A 20,858-nucleotide genomic window follows, 5' to 3' on the forward strand; every position below is an offset into this window, starting at 1 on the left:
GGAGTTAAAAGAATAACAATGGCAGTCAAGGTATTAGTGGTCGACGATTCGAGTTTCTTCCGCCGTCGGGTCAGCGAAATCATCAATCAGGATCCCCTGATGACGGTGATCGACACGGCCCAGAACGGGCGGGAGGCGGTAGACAAGGCGCAGCAGTTGCGGCCCGACGTCATTACCATGGACATTGAAATGCCGGTGCTCGACGGCATCAGCGCCGTGCGCGAGATCATGGCCAAGTGTCCGACCCCCATCCTGATGTTCTCCTCCCTGACCCACGAGGGAGCCAAGGCAACACTGGATGCGCTGGATGCGGGCGCCCTCGATTTTCTGCCCAAGAAGTTTGAAGACATCGCCCGCGACAAGGACGAAGCCGTCAACCTGCTGCAGCAGCGGGTCAAGGAGATCGCTCGCAAACGCTTCCTGATGGCGACCCGGCCCCGTGCCCCCGAGCCTGCCGCCCGGCCCGCCGTCACGGGGACCCTGAATCGTCCCTTGGCCGAACGCCAGTCCGAGCCTGCGCGGGCAGCGGCGGCTCCCGCCGCGTTCAAGCGCAGTGGCAAGAGTTACCAGCTGGTTGCCATCGGTACCTCCACCGGCGGGCCGGTGGCACTGCAGAACGTGCTGACCAAGCTGCCAGGGGATTTCCCTCATCCCATTCTGCTGATCCAGCACATGCCGGCCACCTTCACCGCTGCCTTTGCCGCCCGCCTCAACGGGCTGTGCCAGATAGGGGTCAAGGAGGCGCAGGATGGCGACGTGCTCAAGCCGGGTCAGGCCTATCTTGCCCCCGGTGGCAAGCAGATGCTGCTGGAAGGGCGCGGGCCCGGTGCCCGTCTTCGCATCATCGATGGCAATGACAAGGTCAACTACAAACCCTGTGTGGACATCACCTTCGCCTCCGCCGCCAAGACCTATGGCGACAAGGTGCTGGCCATCGTCCTGACCGGCATGGGCGCGGATGGCCGCGACGGTGCCCGTCTGCTCAAGGAGCAGGGGGCGACCATCTGGGCGCAGGATGAAGCCTCCTGTGTGGTCTATGGCATGCCCCAGGCCGTTGCCAAGGCGGGCATAGCAAGCGAATCCCTGCCGCTGGATCGGGTGGCCCAGCGCATTCTGGTCGAGTTGGGCCGCTGACCATGGGCATGCTCGGCCTGGTGCTGGCGCTGGGGGCCGTCGCCATCGCCCAGTGGTGGCATGGCGGGAGCCTGCTGACCCTGCTGGATGGCCCGGCCTTTGTCATCGTCGTCGGGGGAACCTGGGGGGCGGTGATCTTGCAGACTCCCCGCAGGTACCTGCTCAGTGCCCTGAGGCAGGCTACCTGGATGCTGTTTCCGCCGCAGCTGGATCTTGCGGAGCAGGCCGAGCGCCTGAAGGCGTGGGCTCAGTTCGCCCGCCAGCAAGGCTTGCTGGCGCTGGAAAACCAGGCCGAGGCCGAGCCCGATCCCTTCACCCGCCAGGGGCTTTCCATGATTGTGGATGGCGTCTCCATCGAGGATATTCGCAGCCTGTTGGAGGCGGATATCGACATCGAGCAGGAGCGCAACGAGCACTCGGCCAGGGTGTTCGAGTCCATGGGGGGGTACAGCCCCACCATCGGCATCATCGGGGCCGTGATTGGCCTCATCCAGGCCATGTTTCATCTGGAGGAGCCAGGCACCCTGGGGGCGGGCATTGCCGTGGCCTTCGTCGCCACCATCTACGGGGTGGGCTTTGCCAACTTGCTCTATCTGCCAATTGCGAATCGGTTGCGCGCCTTCCACTACCATTACGGCCTCTATCAGGAGATGACCCTGGAGGGGCTTCTGGCCATCGCCCACGGGGAGAACGGCCCGCAGGTTGAAAGGCGGTTACGGGCTTATCTGAAAGGGGAGTAGCCATGCGCAAGCGCTATCGTTTGCACCTGCAAGGGCGAGAGCATCTCGATCGCTGGCTGGTCTCCTATGCCGATTACATGACGCTCATCTTCGCCCTTTTCGTGGTGCTCTACTCCGTTGCCATCGTCAACAAGGAGAAGTACCGCGCCGTCATCGAGGGCATGACTCAGGCCTTCAACCAGGCGCCGCGCAGCGATGGTCTGCTGGAAGGGCGGGGCAATTCCTTGTTGGACAACCCGGTCTCGGCCGCCCCCAGCCTGCTGGAGAGCCAGGCCTCTGCGTCCCCCTCGCGGGCACCCATCACGGGCACGCCCGTCTCGCAAGATGGCACGGCTCTTGCGCAGATCGACATGCAGATCCAGGAGTCCATGGGCGCCCTGGTCGATGCAGGGGTGGTGAAGCTTGCGCAGGATGACAACTGGCTGACGGTGGAGCTGAGTTCAGGTCTCCTGTTCAACAGTGGCAGCGCTTTTCTGGGGAGCAATGCCGCACCCGTGCTCGATACGCTTTCAGGTATTCTCAAACCGGTCGATAACTATGTCAGGGTGCGGGGCTACACGGATAACCAACCGATAAACAACGAAATTTTCCGCTCCAACTGGACATTGTCAGCGGCCCGTGCCGAGGCAGTGCTCAATGCCCTGGTGGGCAAGGGGGTGGCTCCCGGTCGGCTCGCCTACGAGGCGTACGGAGAGTTTTCCCCCTTCGTCGACAATGGCACCGAGCAGGGACGATTACAGAATCGCAAGGTGGTGGTCGCCATATCCAGGTTCGCCTGGGTGCCGCCAGCCCCCGTCAAACCGCTGACGGTGGCACCGGTGCAGGACGCACCGCAGAGTGTCGACAGTGAAAAGATCAGGGTGATCGCGCTGCCCGGTGGGGGCATACGCATAACAACAAGGCAGGATTGATACAGTGATTGTTTGGACGGTTGCCAATCAGAAAGGTGGAGTCGGTAAAACCACCACGGTCGTCTCCCTGGCGGGCATTCTGGCCCAGCGTGGCCAGCGGGTACTGCTGATCGACACCGACCCCCACGCCTCCCTGACCTCCTATCTCGATTTCGACTCGGACAGGCTGGAAGGCACCCTGTACGAGTTGTTCCAGGCGGCCAAACCCAGCGCCGAGCTGGTCAACCGGATGACCCTCAAGACCCGATTCGAGAACATCAGCCTGCTGCCCGCCTCGATTACCCTGGCCACGCTGGATCGGGTGATGGGCAACCGGGAAGGAATGGGGCTGGTGCTCAAGCGCGCTCTGCTGCGGGTGCAGGATCAGTTCGACTACGTGCTCATCGACTGCCCGCCGGTGCTGGGGGTCATGATGGTGAACGCGCTGGCGGCCTGCGATCGCATCCTGGTGCCGGTACAGACCGAATTCCTGGCCCTCAAGGGGCTGGAGCGGATGATGAAGACCTTCGAGATCATGCAGCGCTCCAAGCGGGAGAAGTTCCGCTACACCATCATTCCGACCATGTTTGACAAGCGTACCCGCGCCTCCCTGATGACATTGCAGTCCATCAAGGAGCAGTATGGGGAGGCGGTGTGGAATGCGGTCATTCCCATCGACACCAAATTCAGGGATGCCAGTCTGGTGCACATTCCTCCCTCCATCTATGCACCGGGCAGCCGGGGCACCTATGCCTATGAGACCCTGCTCAACCATCTCGACGCGCTGGAGCGTCAACGGACCCAGGAGGTGATGCCGTGAGAGAGACCACCCAGGTTCGGGCCATGGACGACTATTTCCACTCCCTGCTGCTGGACGATGCCCTGCTGCGGGAAGATCCCGAAGACGAAGCACCGACCCCTGCGTTGCAACGTCAGACCGTCGCCGTGCCGGAGGTGGCTGGCACCCCCTATCTTGAAGCCGATACCCGACTGGCCCAGCTGAGCGAGCTGCTTGCCCAGGTGGGACAGGTCCAGTTCGAGATGGATGCCCTGAGCCACGAAGAGGTGCATGTCGAGCCATTCCAGCTCGAGGCGGAGGTGGTTGACAGTGAGCCTCTGGTCGCTCTGGCAGAGCCGGTGGTGGAAGCCGTGGTGGAGGAGGTCGAGCCCGTCGCCCTCGTGGTGGCAGAACCCGCGCCCGTCCTCGAGGCGGCGCCCGCACCGTCGACCTGGGAGAACCTGGATACCGGCAACGAGTTTCAGGCGCTCTTCTTCGACGTGGCCGGGGTGACGTTTGCGGTGCCTCTGACCGAGTTGGGGGGCATCCATCAACTGGGGGAGGTGACCTCTCTCTTCGGCCAGCCGGGCTGGTACAAGGGGATCATGACCTCCCGCGAGCAGAAGATGAACGTGGTGGACACGGCCCAGTGGGTCATGCCGGGCCAGCATCTGGAGATGGACGATTACAAATATCTGATTATGCTGGGAGAATCACCCTGGGGATTGGCCTGTCACCAGTTGAAGGGCACAGAACTGCTGCACCGGGACCAGGTGAAGTGGCGCCATCAGGAGGGCAAGCGCCCCTGGTTGGCCGGCATGGTCAAGGAGAAGATGTGTGCCCTGCTGCACGTCAGGGAGCTCTTGCTGCTGCTTGGCCGGGGCGTGAACATCGAAGGCCGCTGACAACATCGGCATCGCCATGGTTTTATTGCTAATTTTACCCGTTGACGGGTTCATACAAGGATCAAGAAGATGACAGAGAAGCGCAATATTGCACAGAATCTGGCCGAAGACGAAGTGCTGCAGTGGGTGACCTTCCAGTTGGAAAACGAGACCTATGGCATCAACGTGATGCAGGTTCAGGAAGTGTTGCGCTACACCGAGATCGCTCCGGTCCCGGGTGCACCTGACTACGTGCTGGGTATCATCAACCTGCGTGGCAACGTGGTGACCGTCATCGATACCCGCTCCCGTTTCGGCCTGCCGGCCGGGGACGTGAGCGAGAACTCCCGCATCGTCATCATCGAGGCGGAGAAGCAGGTGATCGGCATCATGGTGGACAGCGTGGCCGAGGTGGTCTATCTGCGCTCCTCCGAGATCGATGCCGCCCCGGCGGTGGGCACCGAGGAGAGCGCCAAGTTCATCCAGGGCGTCAGCAACCGTGACGGCCAACTGCTGATCCTGGTGGATCTCAACAAGCTGCTCTCCGACGAAGAGTGGGAAGACATTGGTTCCCTGTAACAGGGACGGGAACGTGCGGACGGGGGCGATGGCACCTGTCCGCCTCCCTGTGACGGTAAGGTGATGGTTTGATGATTGAATTTGCAGCCTTGGGGTTGTCCTTGCTCGCACTGGTGCTGGCCCTTTACGGGATCCTGGGGCACCGTCGTCGCCAGCGAGAGTCCGAGGCCAGGGTGGAAGCGCTGCAGGGGCAGCTCGAGAGTCTGCGCAAGCAGATGATGGAGCTGCACACGGGCGCCATCGGCATGGGTCAGCGTCTGCAAGCCGCAGAAGGGGCCATGCAGAAGATCCACGACAGCCAGCAGGAGCTGACGTTGCAGGATCCGGAGCGCCGCCTCTACAGCCGCGCCGCCAAGATGGTGGAGCTTGGTGCCGATCTGGACGAGGTGATGAGCGAGTGCGAGTTGCCCCAGGCGGAAGCGGAGCTGCTTATTTCCTTGCGAAAGGGACGCAGCTGACGGATGTGTCGCGGGGAGGCCGGTGCCTCCCCGCTTTCTGTTCGACCCGTGGCCACCTCTTTCTCGATGCCGGGACAGTGGATAATCCTTTGGCATCAATCTCTTTGGTGGGGGCGCGATCTTCCCCACAAATCCTGTTGATTATTGGCATCTTTGAAAAGACGCCTCCGGATCCTGTGTTAAGATGCAGGCCGCCTCATTTTCAACGATTACATCCCCATGCTGCTTCAAGCGAACAATCTGAGCTGCGTGCGTGAAGATCGCACCCTGTTTGAACATCTCTCCTTCGCGGTGCGTGCCGGGGATTTGATGCAGATTGAGGGTCCCAACGGGGTGGGCAAGACCAGCCTGTTGCGCCTGCTCACCGGCCTCTCCCAGCCCTTTGCTGGCGAGGTGTGCTGGAATGGGGAGAATATCCGCCATTGCCGGGATGAATACCACGCCAGCCTGCTTTACCTGGGCCATCAGCCCGGCGTCAAGGCGACCCTGACCCCCCTTGAGAATCTCTCCTTCTACCAGAAGCTTCATGGCCCTGCCGGGGACGGCGTGGATCTCTGGCGGGTGCTGGCCCAGGTCGGCCTCGCCGGTTTCGAAGACTATCCCGCGGGACAGCTCTCCGCCGGGCAGCAGCGACGGGTGGCGTTGGCCAGGCTGTGGCTGAGCGAGCGACCGGCGCTCTGGATCCTGGACGAGCCCTTCACCGCCATCGACAAGCAGGGGGTCAGGGTGCTGGAGCAGTTGTTCCTCGCCCACGCGGACAGGGGGGGCATGGTGGTCCTTACGACCCACCAGGATCTGACCCTGATGCAGGGGCGGCTCAAGACCCTCTCCCTGACCTCGCTGTTGCAGGAGTAGCCCATGCTGCGCGCCGTCATACACCTTATTCACCGCGAGTTGCTGATGGCCCTGCGCCAGCGCGCCGACATCTTCAACCCGCTCTGGTTCTTCCTCATCGTCATCACCCTGTTTCCATTGGGGATCGGGCCCGAGCCCCAGTTGCTGGCCCGCATCGCTCCCGGCATCATCTGGGTGGCGGCCCTGCTGGCGGCCATGCTCTCCCTGGAGCGGCTGTTTCGTGACGACTTCAGTGACGGCGCCCTGGAGCAGATGATGCTGATGCCTCATCCCCTGGGGTTGCTGGCCCTGGCCAAAGTAATCGCTCACTGGTTGCTGACCGGTCTGCCGCTGTTGCTGGTCTCCCCCTTGCTCGCCATCCTGCTCTCCCTGGAGCTGAAGACCTATCTGGCCGTGGTGGCCACCCTGGCGCTCGGTACGCCGGTGCTGAGCCTGCTCGGGGCGGTCGGAGTGGCGCTGACCGCAGGGCTGCGCAAGGGGGGCGTGCTGCTCAGCCTGTTGCTGCTGCCGCTCTATATTCCGGTGCTTATCTTCGCCACGTCCGCCATCGACGCGGCGAGCATGGGACTGCCCTATGCCGGTCAGCTCGCCATCCTGGGGGCCATGCTGGTGGGGGCATTGACCCTGACGCCCCTGGCCATCTCGGCGGCGTTGCGGGTGAGTGTCAACTGATTGATTTGGTGAAAAGATTTTCGTTTGAAGCCTTGTTAGGGGCGAGATAGTTGAGATAGATCAAGGGGATGGCTGCTTATTGCTTTCGGGGGATATGATGTTTTTCCCCCATGGGTATGGTAGCCCTCGCCACTTAAAAATTAATAACTGAAAGGTTTCGTGAGCTATGTGGAAATGGTTGCACCCTTATGCCAAACCCGAGCGCGCCTATGGGCTGGCCGGCACCCTGCTGCCCTGGTTTGCCGTGACAAGCCTGCTCGCCTTCATCATCGGCACCGTCTGGGGGCTGGCTTTCGCACCCGCCGATTACCAGCAGGGCGACTCTTTCAGGATCATCTATATCCATGTGCCTTCCGCCATCCTCTCCATGGGCGCCTACTCCACCATGGCGGTGGCCGCCTTCATTGGCCTGGTGTGGCAACTGCGCATGGCAGACATGACGGTGGCGGCCATCGCCCCGGTGGGGGCCGTCTTCACCTTCATTGCCCTCTTTACCGGCGCCGCCTGGGGCAAACCCATGTGGGGCACCTGGTGGGTGTGGGATGCCCGGCTCACCTCCGAGCTCATCCTGCTGTTCCTCTATCTGGGTGTCATCGCCCTCTACAACGCCTTCAGCGACAAGGTGGTGGCGGGCCGCGCCGCCGGCATCCTGGCGCTGGTCGGGGTGATCAACCTGCCCATCATCCACTACTCGGTGGAGTGGTGGAACACCCTGCACCAGGGGGCCACCATCACCAAGTTTGACAAACCCTCCATCTCCCCCGAGATGCTGTGGCCGCTGCTCATCATGATCCTGGCGTTCGCCGCGTTTCTCGGTGCCCTGACCCTGATGCGTTTTCGCAATGAGCTGCTGATGCGGGAGTGGCACCGCCCCTGGGTCGCCGACATCGCCAGGCAGGAGAAGTAAGCATGCACTTTGCCTCGTTCAGTGATTTCATGGCCATGGGAGGCTATGCCTTCTACGTCTGGCTCTCCTTCGGTCTGACCCTGCTCTGCCTGGTCGGCATCGTCATTTCCACCCGATTGAAGACCCGCAGCCTGCTCGGCGAACTGCGCAACAAGCAGGCTCGGGAGGCACGCCGCAAGGCGGCCCAGCAGATGGAGAACACCCTATGAACCCGCGCCGCAAGAAACGCCTCACCATCATCCTGGCCATCAGCCTGGGCCTTGTCAGCGTGACTGGCCTGGTGCTCTATGCCCTGAGCCAGAACATCGACCTCTTCTACACCCCGAGCGAGCTGGTGGAAGGGAAGGGGCCGGAGAAGATCAAGCCCGAGGAGGGGCAGCGCCTGCGCATCGGTGGCCTGGTGGTGCCGGGGTCTGTGGTGCGGGATCCCCAGAGCCTCAAGGTAGCCTTCAAGCTGGTGGACAACGGCGGCCATCTGGTGACGGTGGAGTTTGACGGCATCCTGCCGGATCTCTTCCGGGAAGGGCAGGGGATCGTCGCCCAGGGCACCCTCAAGGATGCCACCACGGTCGCCGCCTTCGAGGTGCTGGCCAAGCACGACGAGAACTACATGCCGCCGGAAGTGGCCGACGCCACCAACGGCATGCACTTCAAGCCCGAATACACAGAGGCGCAGTTGCAGGGAGCCAAGCAATGATGCCGGTATGCGCCAAGAATTCACTTCTTTATACCGCCAAATCGGCAGGTTTCTCCGTGCAATCGAGAGGGAATAGTCAATGATCCCGGAATTAGGGCAGTTCTCACTGATCCTGGCCTTCGCCACCGCCCTGCTGCTGGGCAGTTACCCGCTGATCGGGGCCCATCTCGGTCGTCTTGGCATGATGTCGGCGGCCCGCCCGCTCGCCTACAGCCAGTTCCTGCTGCTGCTGCTGTCGTTTCTCTGCCTCACCTGGGCCTTTATCGACAACGACTTCACCGTGCAGTACGTGGCCACCAACTCCAACAGCCTGCTGCCCCTGCAATACCGCATCTCGGCGGTGTGGGGAGCCCATGAAGGCTCGCTGCTGCTCTGGGTGCTGACCCTGGGAGGCTGGACGGCGGCGGTAGCCCTCTTCAGCCGCCGCCTGCCGCTCGATGCAGTGGCGCGGGTACTCGGGGTGCTCGGCCTTATCTCGGTGGGCTTCACCGCCTTCGTGCTGTTCACCTCGGATCCTTTCACCCGCACCCTGCCGTATTTCCCGGTGGACGGGCGGGATCTCAATCCGCTGCTGCAGGATCCCGGTCTCATCTTCCACCCCCCCATGCTCTACATGGGCTACGTGGGCTTCTCGGTGGCCTTCGCCTTCGCCATCGCCTCCCTGATGACGGGGCGTCTGGACGCCACCTGGGCGCGCTGGTCCCGTCCCTGGACCATGGCGGCCTGGGTCTTCCTGACGCTGGGCATCGTGCTCGGTTCCTGGTGGGCCTATTATGAACTCGGCTGGGGCGGCTGGTGGTTCTGGGACCCGGTGGAAAACGCCTCCTTCATGCCCTGGCTGGCGGGCACGGCCCTGCTCCACTCCCTCGCGGTGAGCGAGAAGCGCGCCACCTTCAAGGCCTGGACCGTGCTGCTGGCGCTCTCGGCCTTCTCCCTGAGTCTGCTCGGCACCTTCCTGGTGCGTTCCGGCGTGCTGGTGTCGGTCCATGCGTTTGCCTCGGACCCGACCCGGGGTCTGTTCATCCTGGGCTTCCTGCTGGCGGTGATAGGCAGCTCCCTGCTGCTGTTCGCCTTCAAGGGCTCCCAGGTGAAGAGCCACGGCAAGCATGAGCTGTGGAGCCGCGAGACCCTGCTCCTTGGCAACAACATCCTGCTGGTGGCGGGCCTGCTCACCGTGCTGCTCGGCACCCTGTTGCCCCTGGTGCACAAGGAGCTGGGGCTTGGCAGCATCTCCATCGGCACCCCCTTCTTCAACCACATCTACAGCTGGCTCATCATCCCCTTCGCCCTGCTGCTGGGGGTGGGCCCCCTGTTCCGCTGGCGCCGCCAGGATCTCGGTGAGCTCAAGGGCAAGGTGATGCTCGCCCTGGTGCTGAGCCTGGCCGCGGCTCTGCTGTTGCCCAAACTCTTTGCCGAGGCGTTCAAACCCTGGGCTGCGCTCGGTATCGGGCTTGGCGTCTGGGTCATCGTCACCAGCGTGCAGGAGACCTGGGCGCGGGCCACCCACAAACACGGTTTTGCCACCGGCGTGCGCAAGCTTGGCAACAGCCACTGGGCCATGATCCTGGGGCACGTGGGGCTCGCGGTCAGCATCATCGGCATCGCCTGCACCCAGAACTACAGCATCGAGAAGGACCTGCGGATGCAGGCCGGCGATCGCGTCCAGTTCGCCGATTACGAGTTCGTCTTCACCGGCATCAAGGAGAAGAACGGCCCCAACTACGACGGTTTCAAGGGCGTGCTGGAAGTGCACCGGGATGGCAAGCAGGTAGCCCTGCTCAAACCCGAGAAGCGGATGTACACCGTGAGCCGCATGCCGATGACCGAGGCGGCCATCGATGCGGGTGTTACCCGGGATCTCTATGCGGCGCTCGGCGAGCAGCTCGACAACGGCGCCTGGGCGGTACGGATCTACTACAAGCCCTTCGTGCGCTGGATCTGGTTCGGCGGCGTCTTCATGGCCCTCGGCGGCGTGCTGGCCATGCTGGACAAGCGCTACCGCTTCGGACGTCGTGACGAGGAGGCCAAGGCATGAACAAGAAGACCTGGCTCTATCTGCTGCCCTTCATCATCTTCCTGATGGGGGCCGTGTTTCTGTTCAAGGGGCTCTACTCCGATCCCACCAAGCTCGAATCCGTGATGGTGGACAAGGAGGTGCCCGTGTTTACCCTGCAGGACATCTATGACCTGGGCAAGCAGCACGACAGGAGTATCCTCAAGGGGCGCCCCATGCTGCTCAACGTCTGGGCCACCTGGTGCCCGACCTGTTACGGGGAACACACCTACCTCAAGGAGCTGGCGGGGCAGGGGATCTACATCGTTGGCATGAACTACAAGGATGAGCGTGACAAGGCCATCAAGTGGCTGGCGGAGCTTGGCAATCCCTACCAGGTCAACCTCTACGATCCGGACGGCATGCTGGGGCTGGATCTCGGTGTCTATGGCGCGCCCGAGACCTTCTTCATCGACAGCCAGGGCATCATCCGCTATCGCCACGTGGGGGACATCAACCCAGACGTCTGGGCCAGTACCCTCAAACCCATCTTTGATGCCATGAAGTGAGGCCTCCCCGATGAAAACACTGATTGCATCCCTGTTGCTGCTGGCCGGTCTCGTCTGTGCCGGACAGGCCCGCGCCGCCATCGATGTCTACACCTTCGAGAGCGACGCCCAGGAGCAGACCTTTCGCGAGCTGACTAAGGAGCTGCGCTGCCCCAAGTGCCAGAACCAGGACATCGCGGACTCCAACGCCGGGCTCGCCAAGGATCTGCGGGACAAGACCTACCAGATGGTGCGCGAGGGCAAGGAGAAGCAGGAAGTGGTGGACTACATGGTGGCCCGCTACGGCAACTTCATTCTCTATGATCCCCCCCTGATGGCCTCGACCCTGATCCTCTGGCTTGGCCCCTTGCTGGTCATCGTGATTGGCGTCGTCACCGTGGTGGTGCGAAGCCGCCGCCATGCCCCTGCTCCCTTGCAACAGCCTGAAGGCACCCTGAGTGCAGAAGAGCAGGCCAGGCTGTCCGCCCTGCTCAAAGAGGAAGATAAACCATGACCCCATTCTGGATACTGGGTGCGGCCCTGCTGGTGCTGGCGAGCCTGGCGCTGATCGTGCCGCTCTGGCGCGGCGAGGGCAGGCAGAGCATCAGTCGCTCGGCCCTCAACAAGCAGCTCTATCGCCAGCGCCTGCTGGAGATAGGGGAGGAGCGGGAGCAGGGGATACTGGCGGAGGAGCCGGAATCCCTGGTGGAGCTGCAGCGCAGCCTCCTGGACGACATTCCCGACGTGGAGCAGACCGCCCGTGGCGGCAAGAGCCTGATCTGGATCCCCGGTGTGCTGGTGCTGGCGGTGGTGAGCATCGGCCTCTACGCCAAGCTCGGCGCCTGGCAGGAGGTGAGCCGCTGGCAGGATGCCAGCAGCCGGTTGGGGGAGCTCAGCAATCGCATCCTGGTGGAGCGTGATGCCCGGGTGACCGAGCAGGATCTGCTGGACTTCACCCTGGCCCTGCGAACCCGGCTGAAAGAAGAACCGAACGACTACCGTGGCTGGCTGCTGCTGGGGCGCCTGACCCTGGATGGCAATGATCCCGAGATGGCCCGCGAGGCGCTGGAGCGTGCCTACGCCCTCGCGCCCCAGAAGGCCATGGTGGCGGTGCCCTATGCCCAGGCCCTGATGATGACGGGGGAGGAAGCCCGTGCGGATCAACTGTTGCAGGCGGTCATTGCCGAGGACCCGGCCAACATCGAGGCCCGCTCCGTCCACGCCTTCATGGCCCTGCAAAAAGAGGATTTCCAGACCGCCCTCGACCGCTGGCAGGGGATGTTGCCGCTGCTGGAGCCGGGCTCGGCCCGCTACACCATGGTGGAGCGCTCCATGGAGTACGCCAGGCAGCAGCTTGGCCAGCGTGGCATCGCCGTGACCACCCCGTCTGCCGAAGGCCAGGCACAAGCCGGGGTGCTGGCGGTGAAAGAGGGGGAGTTCCCCCTGCACATCACCCTGGCGCCGGGTATAAAGATGCCGGAAGATGCCCATCTGTTCGTCTTTGCGGTGATCCCCAACGGTCCGCCCATGCCCATCGCGGTCAAGCGCATTGCAGGCCCGCATCTCCCGCTCACCCTCTCCCTGGGGGACGGGGATGCCATGATGGAGGGGAGCAAGCTGGCGGCCCATGCCGAGCTGCAGTTCAAGGCGCGCCTCTCCCGGGGCGGCAACGTCATGAACAAGGAAGGCGCCTTTGAAGGGGTTTCGGTCACCGTGCCGACCAGCACCATCCCCACAGCGCCGATTGACATCCGCATCGATCACGCCCTCTAATACGCTTTTGGCCCACCCCTTGGGGTGGGTCCCCTGTATAATTCATATCAATACCCAAAAAAATCTTAGGACTTTCATATGTATCTGCGTTCAGGAGCATTGGCGGTGGCATTGCTGCTCGCGGGCTGTGCGGGCGGGCCTCCCAAGCCGGGCCCGGAGAGCCTGGATCTCGGCGAGACCCCGAGCCGCCCCGGGGCATCCAGCACGGCCAGCGATCCTCGCGACCCCTTCCAGGGGCCCAACCGTGCCATGTGGGCCGTCAACTATGACGTGCTGGAGCCCTATGTGGCGCGCCCCGTGGTACACGGCTATGCCCGCTATGTCCCGCAAGGGGTGAGGGACAGCATCGAGAATTTCGTGGACAACTTCGACGAGCCGAGCAGCATGGTAAACCACCTGCTGGTGGGTGATCTGAAAGGGGCCGGTACCAACCTGGGCCGCTTCACCCTCAACACCACTGTGGGCCTGCTCGGTCTGTTCGATGTGGCCAAGCATGCGGGCCTGGCTCGCAACACGCTGGAGATGGACACCGTGCTCGGCAAGGCCGACATCGGGGATGGCGCCTATCTGATGGTGCCGGTCTACGGTCCCACCACCACCCGGCAACTGGTAGGGGATACCATTGATACCATCTACTTCCCCTATGCCCTGCTGACCTTCCCGCTGAAGGTAGTGCACTGGGCGCTGGATGGCCTCGGTACACGCTCCAAGCTGATCGATCAGGAGCGCATCATCGACAACGCGCTGGATCCTTACGCCCTGACCAAGGACTTCTACTTGCAGTACAACGATGGCAAGGTGACGGGCCGCAAACCCGAGCTCCAGGAGCAGAAACCAGAGGCGGCGGATGATGGCAACCTCGACGATTACATGGACGAGATAGACCAGTAAGCACGGTCATCTTCCACAAGGCGCCTGCGGGCGCCTTTGTTGTCGATGGCAGGTATTCGACCATAAAAAAACGCCCCGCAAGTGCGGGGCGTTTTGGCAAGAAAGGCTTATCAGGCAGCCAGGTTCTTGGCCACGAATTCCCAGTTGACCAGGGCCCAGAAGGTTTCCATGTACTTCGGACGCAGGTTGCGGAAATCGATGTAGTAGGCGTGTTCCCACAGGTCGACGGTCAGCAGCGGGGTGGTACCGGCTTCGGTCAGCGGGCAACCGGCGTTGGAGGTGTTGACGATGGCCAGGGAGCCGTCAGCCTTTTTCACCAGCCAGGTCCAGCTGGAGCCGAAGTTGCCGATGGCAGACTTGGTGAACGCATCCTTGAACTCGGCGAAGGAGCCGAAGGCCTTGGTGATGGCATCGGCCAGGGCGCCAGTGGGTTCGCCACCGCCGTTCGGGGAGAGGCAGTGCCAGTAGAAGGTGTGGTTCCAGATCTGGGCAGCGTTGTTGAAGACGCCACCAGTGGAGGTCTTGATGATCTCTTCCAGAGACTTGCCTTCAAACTCGGTACCCGGCACCAGGTTGTTCAGGTTGACCACGTAGGTGTTGTGGTGCTTGCCATGGTGGTATTCCAGGGTTTCCTGGGAGATGTGCGGTTCCAGAGCATTGATTGCATAGGGCAGAGCGGGAAGTTCGAAAGCCATTTTCTACTCTCCATTGGCTGGTCCGTGCGAAGGCGACGGTTGCAAGACATTGCGTACTCTTTTCTATCTTGAAAAGAATTGTTCTTGAAATGAGGGGGCCAGACGGCCCAAAGCCCGTCGATTGTAGCAGTATCAAAGATGGGCGAACAACCCTTGATTCTTGCCATGATCCGGATCAAGCTGCGGCGTATTGATGCATGACTTCTTTCATTCGCAACGGTTTGCCAGTTTGTGGTCTGCCCGGATTGCAGTAGAATGGCCGCCGAAATCGCTCCAGTGAGGCATTTATGGAAACTATTGAAAAGATCAAACAGCAGTTGGCTGAGAATCCCATCATCCTCTACATGAAGGGATCCCCCAAGCTGCCCAGCTGCGGTTTCTCTGCCCAGGCCTCCCAGGCCCTGATGTCCTGCGGCGAGCCTTTCGCCTATGTCGACATCCTGCAGAACCCGGACATCCGCGCCGAGCTGCCGAAATTCGCCAACTGGCCCACCTTCCCGCAACTGTGGGTCGAGGGCGAGCTGGTCGGTGGTTGCGACATCATGATCGAGATGTTCCAGGCCGGCGAGCTGCAGACCCTGATCAAGGAAACTGCCGCCAAGCACAAGCAGGATGACGCTGCCGCCGAATAAGGCCGCATTCATACCATGCAAAAAGGGGAGCCACTGGCTCCCCTTTTCTTTGTGCCCACGACAGACATCAGGCGATGCGCTCGAGGCGCGCCATGTAGAAGCCGTCGAAGCCGGTCTCGGCCGGGCTGACGTTGTGATCGCCGATCAGGCGGAAGTGCTCGTTGGCGGCGAGGAACTTGTCCACCTGCTGGCGGTTCTCCTCGGGCAGGATGGAGCAGGTGGCGTAGACCAGCAGGCCGCCCACCTTCACCATCTGGCTGTAGCGCTGCAGGATCTCCTCTTGCAGGGCGACCAGCACCGGCAGGCGCTCGGCGGTGTCGCGCCACTTGGCATCCGGGTTGCGCTTGAGCACGCCAAGGCCGGAGCAGGGGACGTCCAGCAGCACGCGATCGGCGCTTTCTTTAAGGCGCTTGACGGTCTTGCTGCTGGTGATGACCCGGGTCTCCACGTTGTGGGCACCGGCGCGGCGGGCGCGCTGCTTGAGGTTCTCCAGTTTCCACTCTTCCACGTCCATGGCCAGCAGACGGCCCTTGCCCTGCATCATGGCGGCCAGGTGCAGGGTCTTGCCGCCGGCACCGGCACAGGCGTCGATGACTCGCATGCCGGGCTTGACGTCGAGGGCCGCGGCCACCAGCTGGGAGCCGGCATCCTGCTGCTCGAAGCAGCCGTCGGCAAAGGCCTGGGTACGGAACAGGGCGGCGTCCGAGGTCACTTGCAGGGCGGTCTCCACTCCGTCGACGGGCACTGTGGTGACATGCTCTTTGGCCAGCATGGCTTGCAGCTCGTCCCGGGTGCACTTGAGGGTGTTGACCCGCAGGTAACGCTTGGGCATCCAGGCCAGGGCGGCACGCTCGGCCGGCCAGGCGTCGCCCAGTTGCTCGCTGCCGAGTTTTTCCAGCCAGGCAGGGCAGCCGTCCATCAGCACGGGGTTCTTCTTGGCCTCGGTCAGGCGGCGGCGGAACGCCTCCTCGTTGAAGCGATCCATGGTCGGGTGGTTGGGCTGATCTATCTTGTGGAAGGCGTGCCAGCTGTGCAGCAGCGGCCAGACATTCTTCTCCGCCTGACGGACCTGGATGCCGGTGAGGAAGCAGTAGAGGCTGAGGCGGCGCAGCAGATCGCCGGTGACCAGGGCAATCCTTGCCTGTTCTTGCGGTTTGAGTTCGATGCCGGAGAAGTGACGTGCATAGGCGCGGTCGAGGGTAAGACCCTGACCCAGCACATCGTCAACGATGGCAACGACCAGATCCCCGAAACGGGGCAACAGTGGGGACTTGAGCATGAGATTAACCTTGGCCAAAGAAAGAGTGAACCGGCCCCGTCGAAGAGGGGTTCTGGAACGGACAAATCCGCGCCATGATAGGGGCTAGTCTGCATTGGTGCAACCTTCCCCATTCGGGGAATGTACAGAGGATGTTGCTGGACTAATCGGACCAGCGGGCAAATGATGCCGTGGCAGTTCAGGTGAATCCGTTTAAAAAGGAATTAAAAAGATGCAGTTGATGAAATATTCTCCGCTGGCGGTGCTGGTGGCGGGTCTGATGACGTCCGGCAATCTGATGGCCGGCGAGTGGCATACGGTCACGGCGCGGGCCACCGCCGCCGATGGGTACGAGGTGAGGGCCAGCCAGTATCGTATCGTCACCGTCTCCACCGATTACCTGGCTGCCCTGAAGGGGGGCGAGCGCCGCCTGACTCTGCCCCTGCCGGATGGCAAGGAGGTGACCTTCAGCCTGCAACCCTATGATCTGCTGCCGGCGGATCTGGCCGCCAAATATCCCGATATCCTGGCCTTCAAGGGGTACAACGAAGCGGCGCCGGGCGAGACCGGGCGCTTCGATCTCGGTCCCCAGGGATTCCACGCCATGTTCAGCCATGAAGGGAAGATGGTGTTCGTCGATCCCCTTCGCAACGGGGAAGGCTATGCCGTCTATTACCAGCAGGATGCCCACAGCCGGCTGGAAGAAGAGGCGGACAAGGTGATTGGGGGCGAGGCCAAAAAGCTGGCCCGCCAGGTGCTGGTGGATGGCAACGAGCGCAAGCGTTATGTCATCGCCATCTCGGCGGCGGGGGAGTATACCCAGTATCACGGCGGTACCGTGGAGGCGGGTCTTGGCGCCATCACCACCCTGCTCAACCGGGTCAACGAGGTCTACCAGCGTGACGTGGCGGCCGAATTCCAGCTGGCCAGCGGCAACGACACCATCATCTTCACCGACGTGGCGAACGATCCCTTCAACAATGATGACGGCGATGTCGATGCCAACATGCAGGTGCAGGCCGATGCCCTGACCAAGGGTCTGGGGGCCTTCGACATCGGCCATGTGGTCAACACCGGTGGCGGCGGCCTGGCGGGACTGGGCGTACTCTGCACCCCTGACAAATCGGCGGGGATGACGGGCTCCTCCGAGCCGGTGGGGGATGCCTTCTTCATCGACTACGTGGCCCACGAGATTGGTCACCAGTTCGGGGCAGACCACACCTTCAACGGCACCACAGGCAGTTGTGGCGGCGGCAACCGGGAGGCAAGCCAAGCCTGGGAGCCGGGCAGCGGCAGCTCCATCATGGCCTATGCGGGGATCTGCGGAGACGAAGATCTGCAGCCCCACAGCGAGCCCTATTTCCACAGCAAGTCCATCGAGCAGATGCGGGCCCACATGGCCACGGAGCCAAATTGCGGCACCCCGTTGGCGCTGGTCAACAATGCGCCCCAGGTGGCGGCAGGCAATGACTACGTCATCCCTGCCAACACCCCCTTCGTGCTCAAGGGGGCGGGGGCCGATCTTGACAGCGATCCGCTGAATTACACCTGGGAGCAGATCGATCTGGGGACGGAGTCGAGCAGCCCGGCCACCATGGTGGACGACGGCAGCCGCCCGCTGTTCCGTTTCGTGGCGCCGACCAGCGTGCCGGAGCGCACCCTGCCGAGTCTCACCTCCCTGCTCACCAACACCCTGGCGATAGGGGAGGCCTGGCCTGCCACCAACCGGGACCTGAACTTCCGCCTCACGGCGCGGGACGGCAAGGGCGGTGTCGCCAGCGATGACATGAAGATCCAGGTGGTCAACACCGGCAAGGCCTTCGCCCTGACCAGCCCGGTGGTGACCCCCCTGGGGGCGGGCAAGACGCAGACCATCAGTTGGGAAGTGGCCGGCACCAATGCCGCCCCCATCAACTGCAGCAAGGTGGATCTCTTCATGACCCGGGACGAGGGGGCAAACTGGACTCCCCTTGCCAGCGGCAAACCCAACTCGGGCTCGGCGAGCGTCACCATCCCGGCGGGCCAGGATGGCACTGCCCGCTTGAAGGTGGCGTGCAGCGACAACATCTTCTTCGCCATCAGTCCCCTCAAGCTCTCGGTCACCCAGCGCGGTGAAGAGGGGGGAAGCGGTGGCGGCGGTGCCCTCGGCTTCTGGACCCTGGCCCTGGCGTTGCTGGGCTGGCAGCGGAGGCGGGCATGAGACTGGCCGGGGTGCTGCTGCTCACCCTGCTCGGCGGTTGTCAGGTCGATGCAGACACCCTGGAGCAGGCGGTCAGCGCCAGCCTCGCCAGGCAGGATTACCGGCTGATCGTGCGGGCAGGGCGCGGCGAGGTGGCGCCCGGGATCGCGGCGGATCAGCAGGCGGCGGCCAAGGCGCGCTGCGGCGTGCGCTATCTCGATGGATTCGGGGATGTCATCAAGCCGGATCAGAAGGAGGCCCACGCCAGGCTGAGCGCCTATGCGGCGGACTACAACCGGCGCATGCTGGCCCATTGCCCGCCGGTTGACGGCAAGCAGTAGGCTGACGGTCATCGGCATAAAGAGGGAGGCATGAGCCTCCCTCTTTTTTTGCTCCGCCATTTGGCCGCCCCGAGGCTTGTACCCATGGCGCGCTCGTCGCACAATGCCTGCACCGATCGCCGCACGGGCGGCAGAGAAAGAGAGAAGGAAAATCAAGATGATGGATGTGGCTGATCTGCGTCGCGAATACACCAGGGGTGGACTGCACCGGGCCGATCTGCCGGCCGAGCCCCTCGCCCTGTTCGAGAAGTGGCTGGCCCAGGCGTGCGAGGCCAAACTGACCGATCCCACCGCCATGGTGGTGGGCACCGTGGATGCCGATGGCCAGCCCTGGCAGCGCACCGTGCTGCTCAAGCACTACGATGCCGAAGGCATGGTGTTCTACACCAACATGGGCAGCCGCAAGGCGCATCAGCTGGAGGGCAACCCCCGCATCAGCCTGCTCTTCCCCTGGCACACCCTGGACAGACAGGTACACGTGACCGGTCGGGTGGAGAAGATGAGCACCTTCGAGGTGATGAAGTATTTCCACAGCCGTCCCAAGGATAGCCAGATCGCCGCCTGGGTCTCCAAACAGTCGACCCGCATCTCGGCCCGTGGCGTGCTGGAGGCCAAGTTCCTCGAACTCAAGCAGAAGTTTGCCAATGGCGAGGTGCCGCTGCCGAGCTTCTGGGGTGGTTTCCGGGTACGCATCGACACCGTCGAGTTCTGGCAGGGCGGGGAGCATCGTCTGCACGATCGCTTCTATTACACCCGCGAGGGGGACGGCTGGCACATCGAGCGCCTGGCGCCCTGATGAACATCGCCCGGCTCAAGAACTTCACCGAGATAGTGAAGAACAACTTCAACATCTCGGCGACGGCGGAGAAGCTCTATACCTCCCAGCCGACCCTCAGCAAGCAGATGAAGATGCTGGAAGAGGAGCTGGGGCTGGCGCTGTTTACCCGCAAGGGCAAGAACCTGGCGGGCCTGACCCCCATGGGGGAGCAGGTGATGGAGCTGGCCAGGGGAGTGGTGGCCCAGGTGGAGCAGATTGGTCAGCTTTCCCTCGGGGATCAGCTGGCCACCAGCGGGGTGCTGCGCATCGCCACCACCCACACCATGACCCGCTACAAGCTGCCGGCGGTCATTACCGAATTCTCCCGCCGCTACCCCGAGGTGAGCATCCAGCTGCATCAGGGAGCCCCTGCCCAACTGGCGCAGATGGCGCAAAACGGGGATGTGGAGATGGCCATCGCCACCGAGTCCATGCACCTGTTCGACGAGCTGGCGACCGTGCCCTGCTATCGCTGGGGGCGCAGAGTGGTGGTGCCCCACGGCCATCCGCTGCTGGACTGCCAGCCGCTGGCCATGGCGGATCTGGCCCGGTATCCCCTCATCACCTATGTGTTCGGTTTCACCGGCCGCTCCAAGATGGACAAGGCGTTCGGACGCCATGGCCTCAGCCCCCGCATCGTGCTGACGGCCACCGACAGCGACATCATCAAGCACTATGTGCGCCTGGGGATGGGAGTCGGGGTGATCGCCACCTCGGCGTTCGACGAAGGGGACAGGGAGAGCCTGGTCTGCCTCAACATCGATCATATGATCGCCTCGAGCGTGGCCCATGTGTGCCTGCGCAGGCACGCCCACCTGCGGGACTACATGTACGACTTCATCCACCTCTATGCCCCCCATGTGAGCCGGGAGACGGTGCAGCTGGCGCTGCTCAACCAGGGAACGCCCGCCCCGTCTGCGACCCTGCCCTGGCTCTGAAGGCCGTCAGGGGGAGTCAGATGTGCTGCATAGAGGCAAAAAAGAGAGGCCAATGGCCTAATGCCAGTCAGTTAAGCCTGACTGGCATTGTTTTTACTAGGTTTTCTCGTCGCATACTTCTGTGGTTTGGCTTTGATGCACCTTGGGTAACTTCGTTCTCGGCGGGCGGGTAACTTGAACTGCTCTGCCTGTTTGTCCA

At 62.8% G+C, this 20,858-nt stretch carries 24 protein-coding genes; 22 read left to right on the plus strand and 2 right to left on the minus strand.

Annotated elements, in window-relative coordinates; all coding sequences use genetic code 11:
* Positions 1–18: 18 nt before the first annotated feature.
* The 17 genes from J9892_RS03905 (at position 19) to J9892_RS03985 (ending at position 13,799) form a co-directional block, all read left to right on the plus strand.
* Positions 19–1,134 (plus strand): chemotaxis response regulator protein-glutamate methylesterase, encoded by a 1,116-nt coding sequence (locus tag J9892_RS03905; protein WP_113979055.1) that lies wholly within the window; start codon positions 19–21, stop codon positions 1,132–1,134.
* Positions 1,135–1,136: 2 nt separating this feature from the next.
* Positions 1,137–1,874 (plus strand): flagellar motor protein, encoded by a 738-nt coding sequence (locus J9892_RS03910; RefSeq protein WP_042016381.1) that lies wholly within the window; start codon positions 1,137–1,139, stop codon positions 1,872–1,874.
* A gap of 2 nt (positions 1,875–1,876) precedes the next feature.
* Entirely contained in the window at positions 1,877–2,785 is a 909-nt protein-coding gene (locus tag J9892_RS03915) for an OmpA family protein (RefSeq protein WP_210537998.1), read from the plus strand.
* 4 nt (positions 2,786–2,789) lie between these two features.
* Positions 2,790–3,584 (plus strand): ParA family protein, encoded by a 795-nt coding sequence (locus J9892_RS03920; RefSeq protein ID WP_010673940.1) that lies wholly within the window; start codon positions 2,790–2,792, stop codon positions 3,582–3,584.
* The gene (locus tag J9892_RS03925; RefSeq protein WP_113979056.1) at positions 3,581–4,447 is read left to right on the plus strand and encodes a chemotaxis protein CheW; all 867 of its coding nucleotides are present in this window, start codon (positions 3,581–3,583) and stop codon (positions 4,445–4,447) included. Before J9892_RS03920 ends, J9892_RS03925 begins: the two co-directional genes overlap by 4 nt.
* A 69-nt stretch (positions 4,448–4,516) precedes the next feature.
* Positions 4,517–5,005 carry a chemotaxis protein CheW gene (locus tag J9892_RS03930; RefSeq protein ID WP_010673942.1) on the plus strand — a complete coding sequence of 163 codons (489 nt, stop codon included), beginning with the start codon at positions 4,517–4,519 and terminating at the stop codon, positions 5,003–5,005.
* A 71-nt stretch (positions 5,006–5,076) separates the two neighbouring features.
* Positions 5,077–5,463, plus strand: coding sequence for a DUF2802 domain-containing protein (locus J9892_RS03935; protein ID WP_010673943.1), 387 nt, complete (start codon positions 5,077–5,079; stop codon positions 5,461–5,463).
* 219 nt (positions 5,464–5,682) lie between these two features.
* Entirely contained in the window at positions 5,683–6,318 is a 636-nt protein-coding gene (ccmA, locus tag J9892_RS03940) for a cytochrome c biogenesis heme-transporting ATPase CcmA (RefSeq protein ID WP_039039903.1), read from the plus strand.
* A gap of 3 nt (positions 6,319–6,321) precedes the next feature.
* Positions 6,322–6,990, plus strand: a complete 669-nt coding sequence (gene ccmB, locus J9892_RS03945) for a heme exporter protein CcmB (RefSeq protein WP_010673945.1) — start codon at positions 6,322–6,324, stop codon at positions 6,988–6,990.
* 166 nt (positions 6,991–7,156) lie between these two features.
* Positions 7,157–7,897, plus strand: coding sequence for a heme ABC transporter permease (locus J9892_RS03950; protein ID WP_010673946.1), 741 nt, complete (start codon positions 7,157–7,159; stop codon positions 7,895–7,897).
* Positions 7,898–7,899: 2 nt separating this feature from the next.
* Positions 7,900–8,106 carry a heme exporter protein CcmD gene (gene ccmD, locus J9892_RS03955; protein ID WP_039039901.1) on the plus strand — a complete coding sequence of 69 codons (207 nt, stop codon included), beginning with the start codon at positions 7,900–7,902 and terminating at the stop codon, positions 8,104–8,106.
* Positions 8,103–8,594, plus strand: a complete 492-nt coding sequence (gene ccmE / locus J9892_RS03960) for a cytochrome c maturation protein CcmE (RefSeq protein WP_052815847.1) — start codon at positions 8,103–8,105, stop codon at positions 8,592–8,594. Before ccmD ends, ccmE begins: the two co-directional genes overlap by 4 nt.
* Positions 8,595–8,673: 79 nt before the next feature.
* Positions 8,674–10,629, plus strand: a complete 1,956-nt coding sequence (locus J9892_RS03965; protein ID WP_113979058.1) for a heme lyase CcmF/NrfE family subunit — start codon at positions 8,674–8,676, stop codon at positions 10,627–10,629.
* A complete protein-coding gene (locus J9892_RS03970) occupies positions 10,626–11,156 on the plus strand; it encodes a DsbE family thiol:disulfide interchange protein (RefSeq protein WP_103243522.1) in 531 nt (176 codons plus the stop codon). The genes J9892_RS03965 and J9892_RS03970 overlap by 4 nt, the downstream gene beginning before the upstream one ends.
* Before the next feature lie 10 nt (positions 11,157–11,166).
* Positions 11,167–11,649, plus strand: coding sequence for a cytochrome c-type biogenesis protein (locus tag J9892_RS03975; protein WP_010673951.1), 483 nt, complete (start codon positions 11,167–11,169; stop codon positions 11,647–11,649).
* On the plus strand, positions 11,646–12,908 hold the full coding sequence (gene ccmI / locus J9892_RS03980; protein WP_104455540.1) for a c-type cytochrome biogenesis protein CcmI: 1,263 nt from the start codon (positions 11,646–11,648) through the stop codon (positions 12,906–12,908). Before J9892_RS03975 ends, ccmI begins: the two co-directional genes overlap by 4 nt.
* Before the next feature lie 78 nt (positions 12,909–12,986).
* Positions 12,987–13,799 (plus strand): VacJ family lipoprotein, encoded by an 813-nt coding sequence (locus J9892_RS03985; RefSeq protein ID WP_029314176.1) that lies wholly within the window; start codon positions 12,987–12,989, stop codon positions 13,797–13,799.
* Between the two features lie 110 nt (positions 13,800–13,909).
* On the opposite strand, the gene sodB is transcribed toward J9892_RS03985, so the two are convergent.
* A complete protein-coding gene (gene sodB, locus J9892_RS03990; RefSeq protein ID WP_010673954.1) occupies positions 13,910–14,494 on the minus strand; it encodes a superoxide dismutase [Fe] in 585 nt (194 codons plus the stop codon).
* Between the two features lie 287 nt (positions 14,495–14,781).
* On the opposite strand from sodB, the gene J9892_RS03995 reads away from it, so the two are divergent.
* Positions 14,782–15,126 carry a Grx4 family monothiol glutaredoxin gene (locus J9892_RS03995; RefSeq protein ID WP_010673955.1) on the plus strand — a complete coding sequence of 115 codons (345 nt, stop codon included), beginning with the start codon at positions 14,782–14,784 and terminating at the stop codon, positions 15,124–15,126.
* Positions 15,127–15,193: 67 nt separating this feature from the next.
* On the opposite strand, the gene J9892_RS04000 is transcribed toward J9892_RS03995, so the two are convergent.
* Positions 15,194–16,405: an RsmB/NOP family class I SAM-dependent RNA methyltransferase gene (locus tag J9892_RS04000; protein ID WP_210537999.1), complete on the minus strand. Its 1,212-nt coding sequence runs from the start codon at positions 16,403–16,405 to the stop codon at positions 15,194–15,196.
* Positions 16,406–16,616: 211 nt separating this feature from the next.
* Between J9892_RS04000 and J9892_RS04005 the strand changes: the two genes are divergently transcribed.
* From J9892_RS04005 to J9892_RS04020, 4 genes are all read left to right on the plus strand, one after another.
* On the plus strand, positions 16,617–18,584 hold the full coding sequence (locus tag J9892_RS04005) for a reprolysin-like metallopeptidase (RefSeq protein ID WP_113979101.1): 1,968 nt from the start codon (positions 16,617–16,619) through the stop codon (positions 18,582–18,584).
* Positions 18,581–18,904 carry a hypothetical protein gene (locus J9892_RS04010; protein ID WP_113979099.1) on the plus strand — a complete coding sequence of 108 codons (324 nt, stop codon included), beginning with the start codon at positions 18,581–18,583 and terminating at the stop codon, positions 18,902–18,904. Before J9892_RS04005 ends, J9892_RS04010 begins: the two co-directional genes overlap by 4 nt.
* Before the next feature lie 157 nt (positions 18,905–19,061).
* Entirely contained in the window at positions 19,062–19,700 is a 639-nt protein-coding gene (gene pdxH / locus J9892_RS04015; RefSeq protein ID WP_010673959.1) for a pyridoxamine 5'-phosphate oxidase, read from the plus strand.
* The gene (locus J9892_RS04020; protein WP_113979098.1) at positions 19,700–20,659 is read left to right on the plus strand and encodes a LysR substrate-binding domain-containing protein; all 960 of its coding nucleotides are present in this window, start codon (positions 19,700–19,702) and stop codon (positions 20,657–20,659) included. Before pdxH ends, J9892_RS04020 begins: the two co-directional genes overlap by 1 nt.
* Positions 20,660–20,858 lie beyond the last annotated feature (199 nt).

Source organism: Aeromonas sp. Prich7-2, from assembly GCF_017939255.1.
In the GTDB taxonomy this organism is placed as follows: domain Bacteria; phylum Pseudomonadota; class Gammaproteobacteria; order Enterobacterales; family Aeromonadaceae; genus Aeromonas; species Aeromonas caviae.

Coding starts and splice junctions, on each gene's coding strand:
- J9892_RS03905 (WP_113979055.1), top strand. CDS start 19: ATGGCAGTCAAGGTATTAGTGGTCGACGATTCGAGTTTCTTCCGCCGT.
- J9892_RS03910 (WP_042016381.1), top strand. CDS start 1,137: ATGGGCATGCTCGGCCTGGTGCTGGCGCTGGGGGCCGTCGCCATCGCC.
- J9892_RS03915 (WP_210537998.1), top strand. CDS start 1,877: ATGCGCAAGCGCTATCGTTTGCACCTGCAAGGGCGAGAGCATCTCGAT.
- J9892_RS03930 (WP_010673942.1), top strand. CDS start 4,517: ATGACAGAGAAGCGCAATATTGCACAGAATCTGGCCGAAGACGAAGTG.
- J9892_RS03935 (WP_010673943.1), top strand. CDS start 5,077: ATGATTGAATTTGCAGCCTTGGGGTTGTCCTTGCTCGCACTGGTGCTG.
- ccmA (WP_039039903.1), top strand. CDS start 5,683: ATGCTGCTTCAAGCGAACAATCTGAGCTGCGTGCGTGAAGATCGCACC.
- ccmB (WP_010673945.1), top strand. CDS start 6,322: ATGCTGCGCGCCGTCATACACCTTATTCACCGCGAGTTGCTGATGGCC.
- J9892_RS03950 (WP_010673946.1), top strand. CDS start 7,157: ATGTGGAAATGGTTGCACCCTTATGCCAAACCCGAGCGCGCCTATGGG.
- ccmD (WP_039039901.1), top strand. CDS start 7,900: ATGCACTTTGCCTCGTTCAGTGATTTCATGGCCATGGGAGGCTATGCC.
- ccmE (WP_052815847.1), top strand. CDS start 8,103: ATGAACCCGCGCCGCAAGAAACGCCTCACCATCATCCTGGCCATCAGC.
- J9892_RS03965 (WP_113979058.1), top strand. CDS start 8,674: ATGATCCCGGAATTAGGGCAGTTCTCACTGATCCTGGCCTTCGCCACC.
- J9892_RS03970 (WP_103243522.1), top strand. CDS start 10,626: ATGAACAAGAAGACCTGGCTCTATCTGCTGCCCTTCATCATCTTCCTG.
- J9892_RS03975 (WP_010673951.1), top strand. CDS start 11,167: ATGAAAACACTGATTGCATCCCTGTTGCTGCTGGCCGGTCTCGTCTGT.
- ccmI (WP_104455540.1), top strand. CDS start 11,646: ATGACCCCATTCTGGATACTGGGTGCGGCCCTGCTGGTGCTGGCGAGC.
- J9892_RS03985 (WP_029314176.1), top strand. CDS start 12,987: ATGTATCTGCGTTCAGGAGCATTGGCGGTGGCATTGCTGCTCGCGGGC.
- sodB (WP_010673954.1), bottom strand. CDS start 14,494: ATGGCTTTCGAACTTCCCGCTCTGCCCTATGCAATCAATGCTCTGGAA.
- J9892_RS03995 (WP_010673955.1), top strand. CDS start 14,782: ATGGAAACTATTGAAAAGATCAAACAGCAGTTGGCTGAGAATCCCATC.
- J9892_RS04000 (WP_210537999.1), bottom strand. CDS start 16,405: ATGCTCAAGTCCCCACTGTTGCCCCGTTTCGGGGATCTGGTCGTTGCC.
- J9892_RS04005 (WP_113979101.1), top strand. CDS start 16,617: ATGCAGTTGATGAAATATTCTCCGCTGGCGGTGCTGGTGGCGGGTCTG.
- J9892_RS04010 (WP_113979099.1), top strand. CDS start 18,581: ATGAGACTGGCCGGGGTGCTGCTGCTCACCCTGCTCGGCGGTTGTCAG.
- pdxH (WP_010673959.1), top strand. CDS start 19,062: ATGATGGATGTGGCTGATCTGCGTCGCGAATACACCAGGGGTGGACTG.
- J9892_RS04020 (WP_113979098.1), top strand. CDS start 19,700: ATGAACATCGCCCGGCTCAAGAACTTCACCGAGATAGTGAAGAACAAC.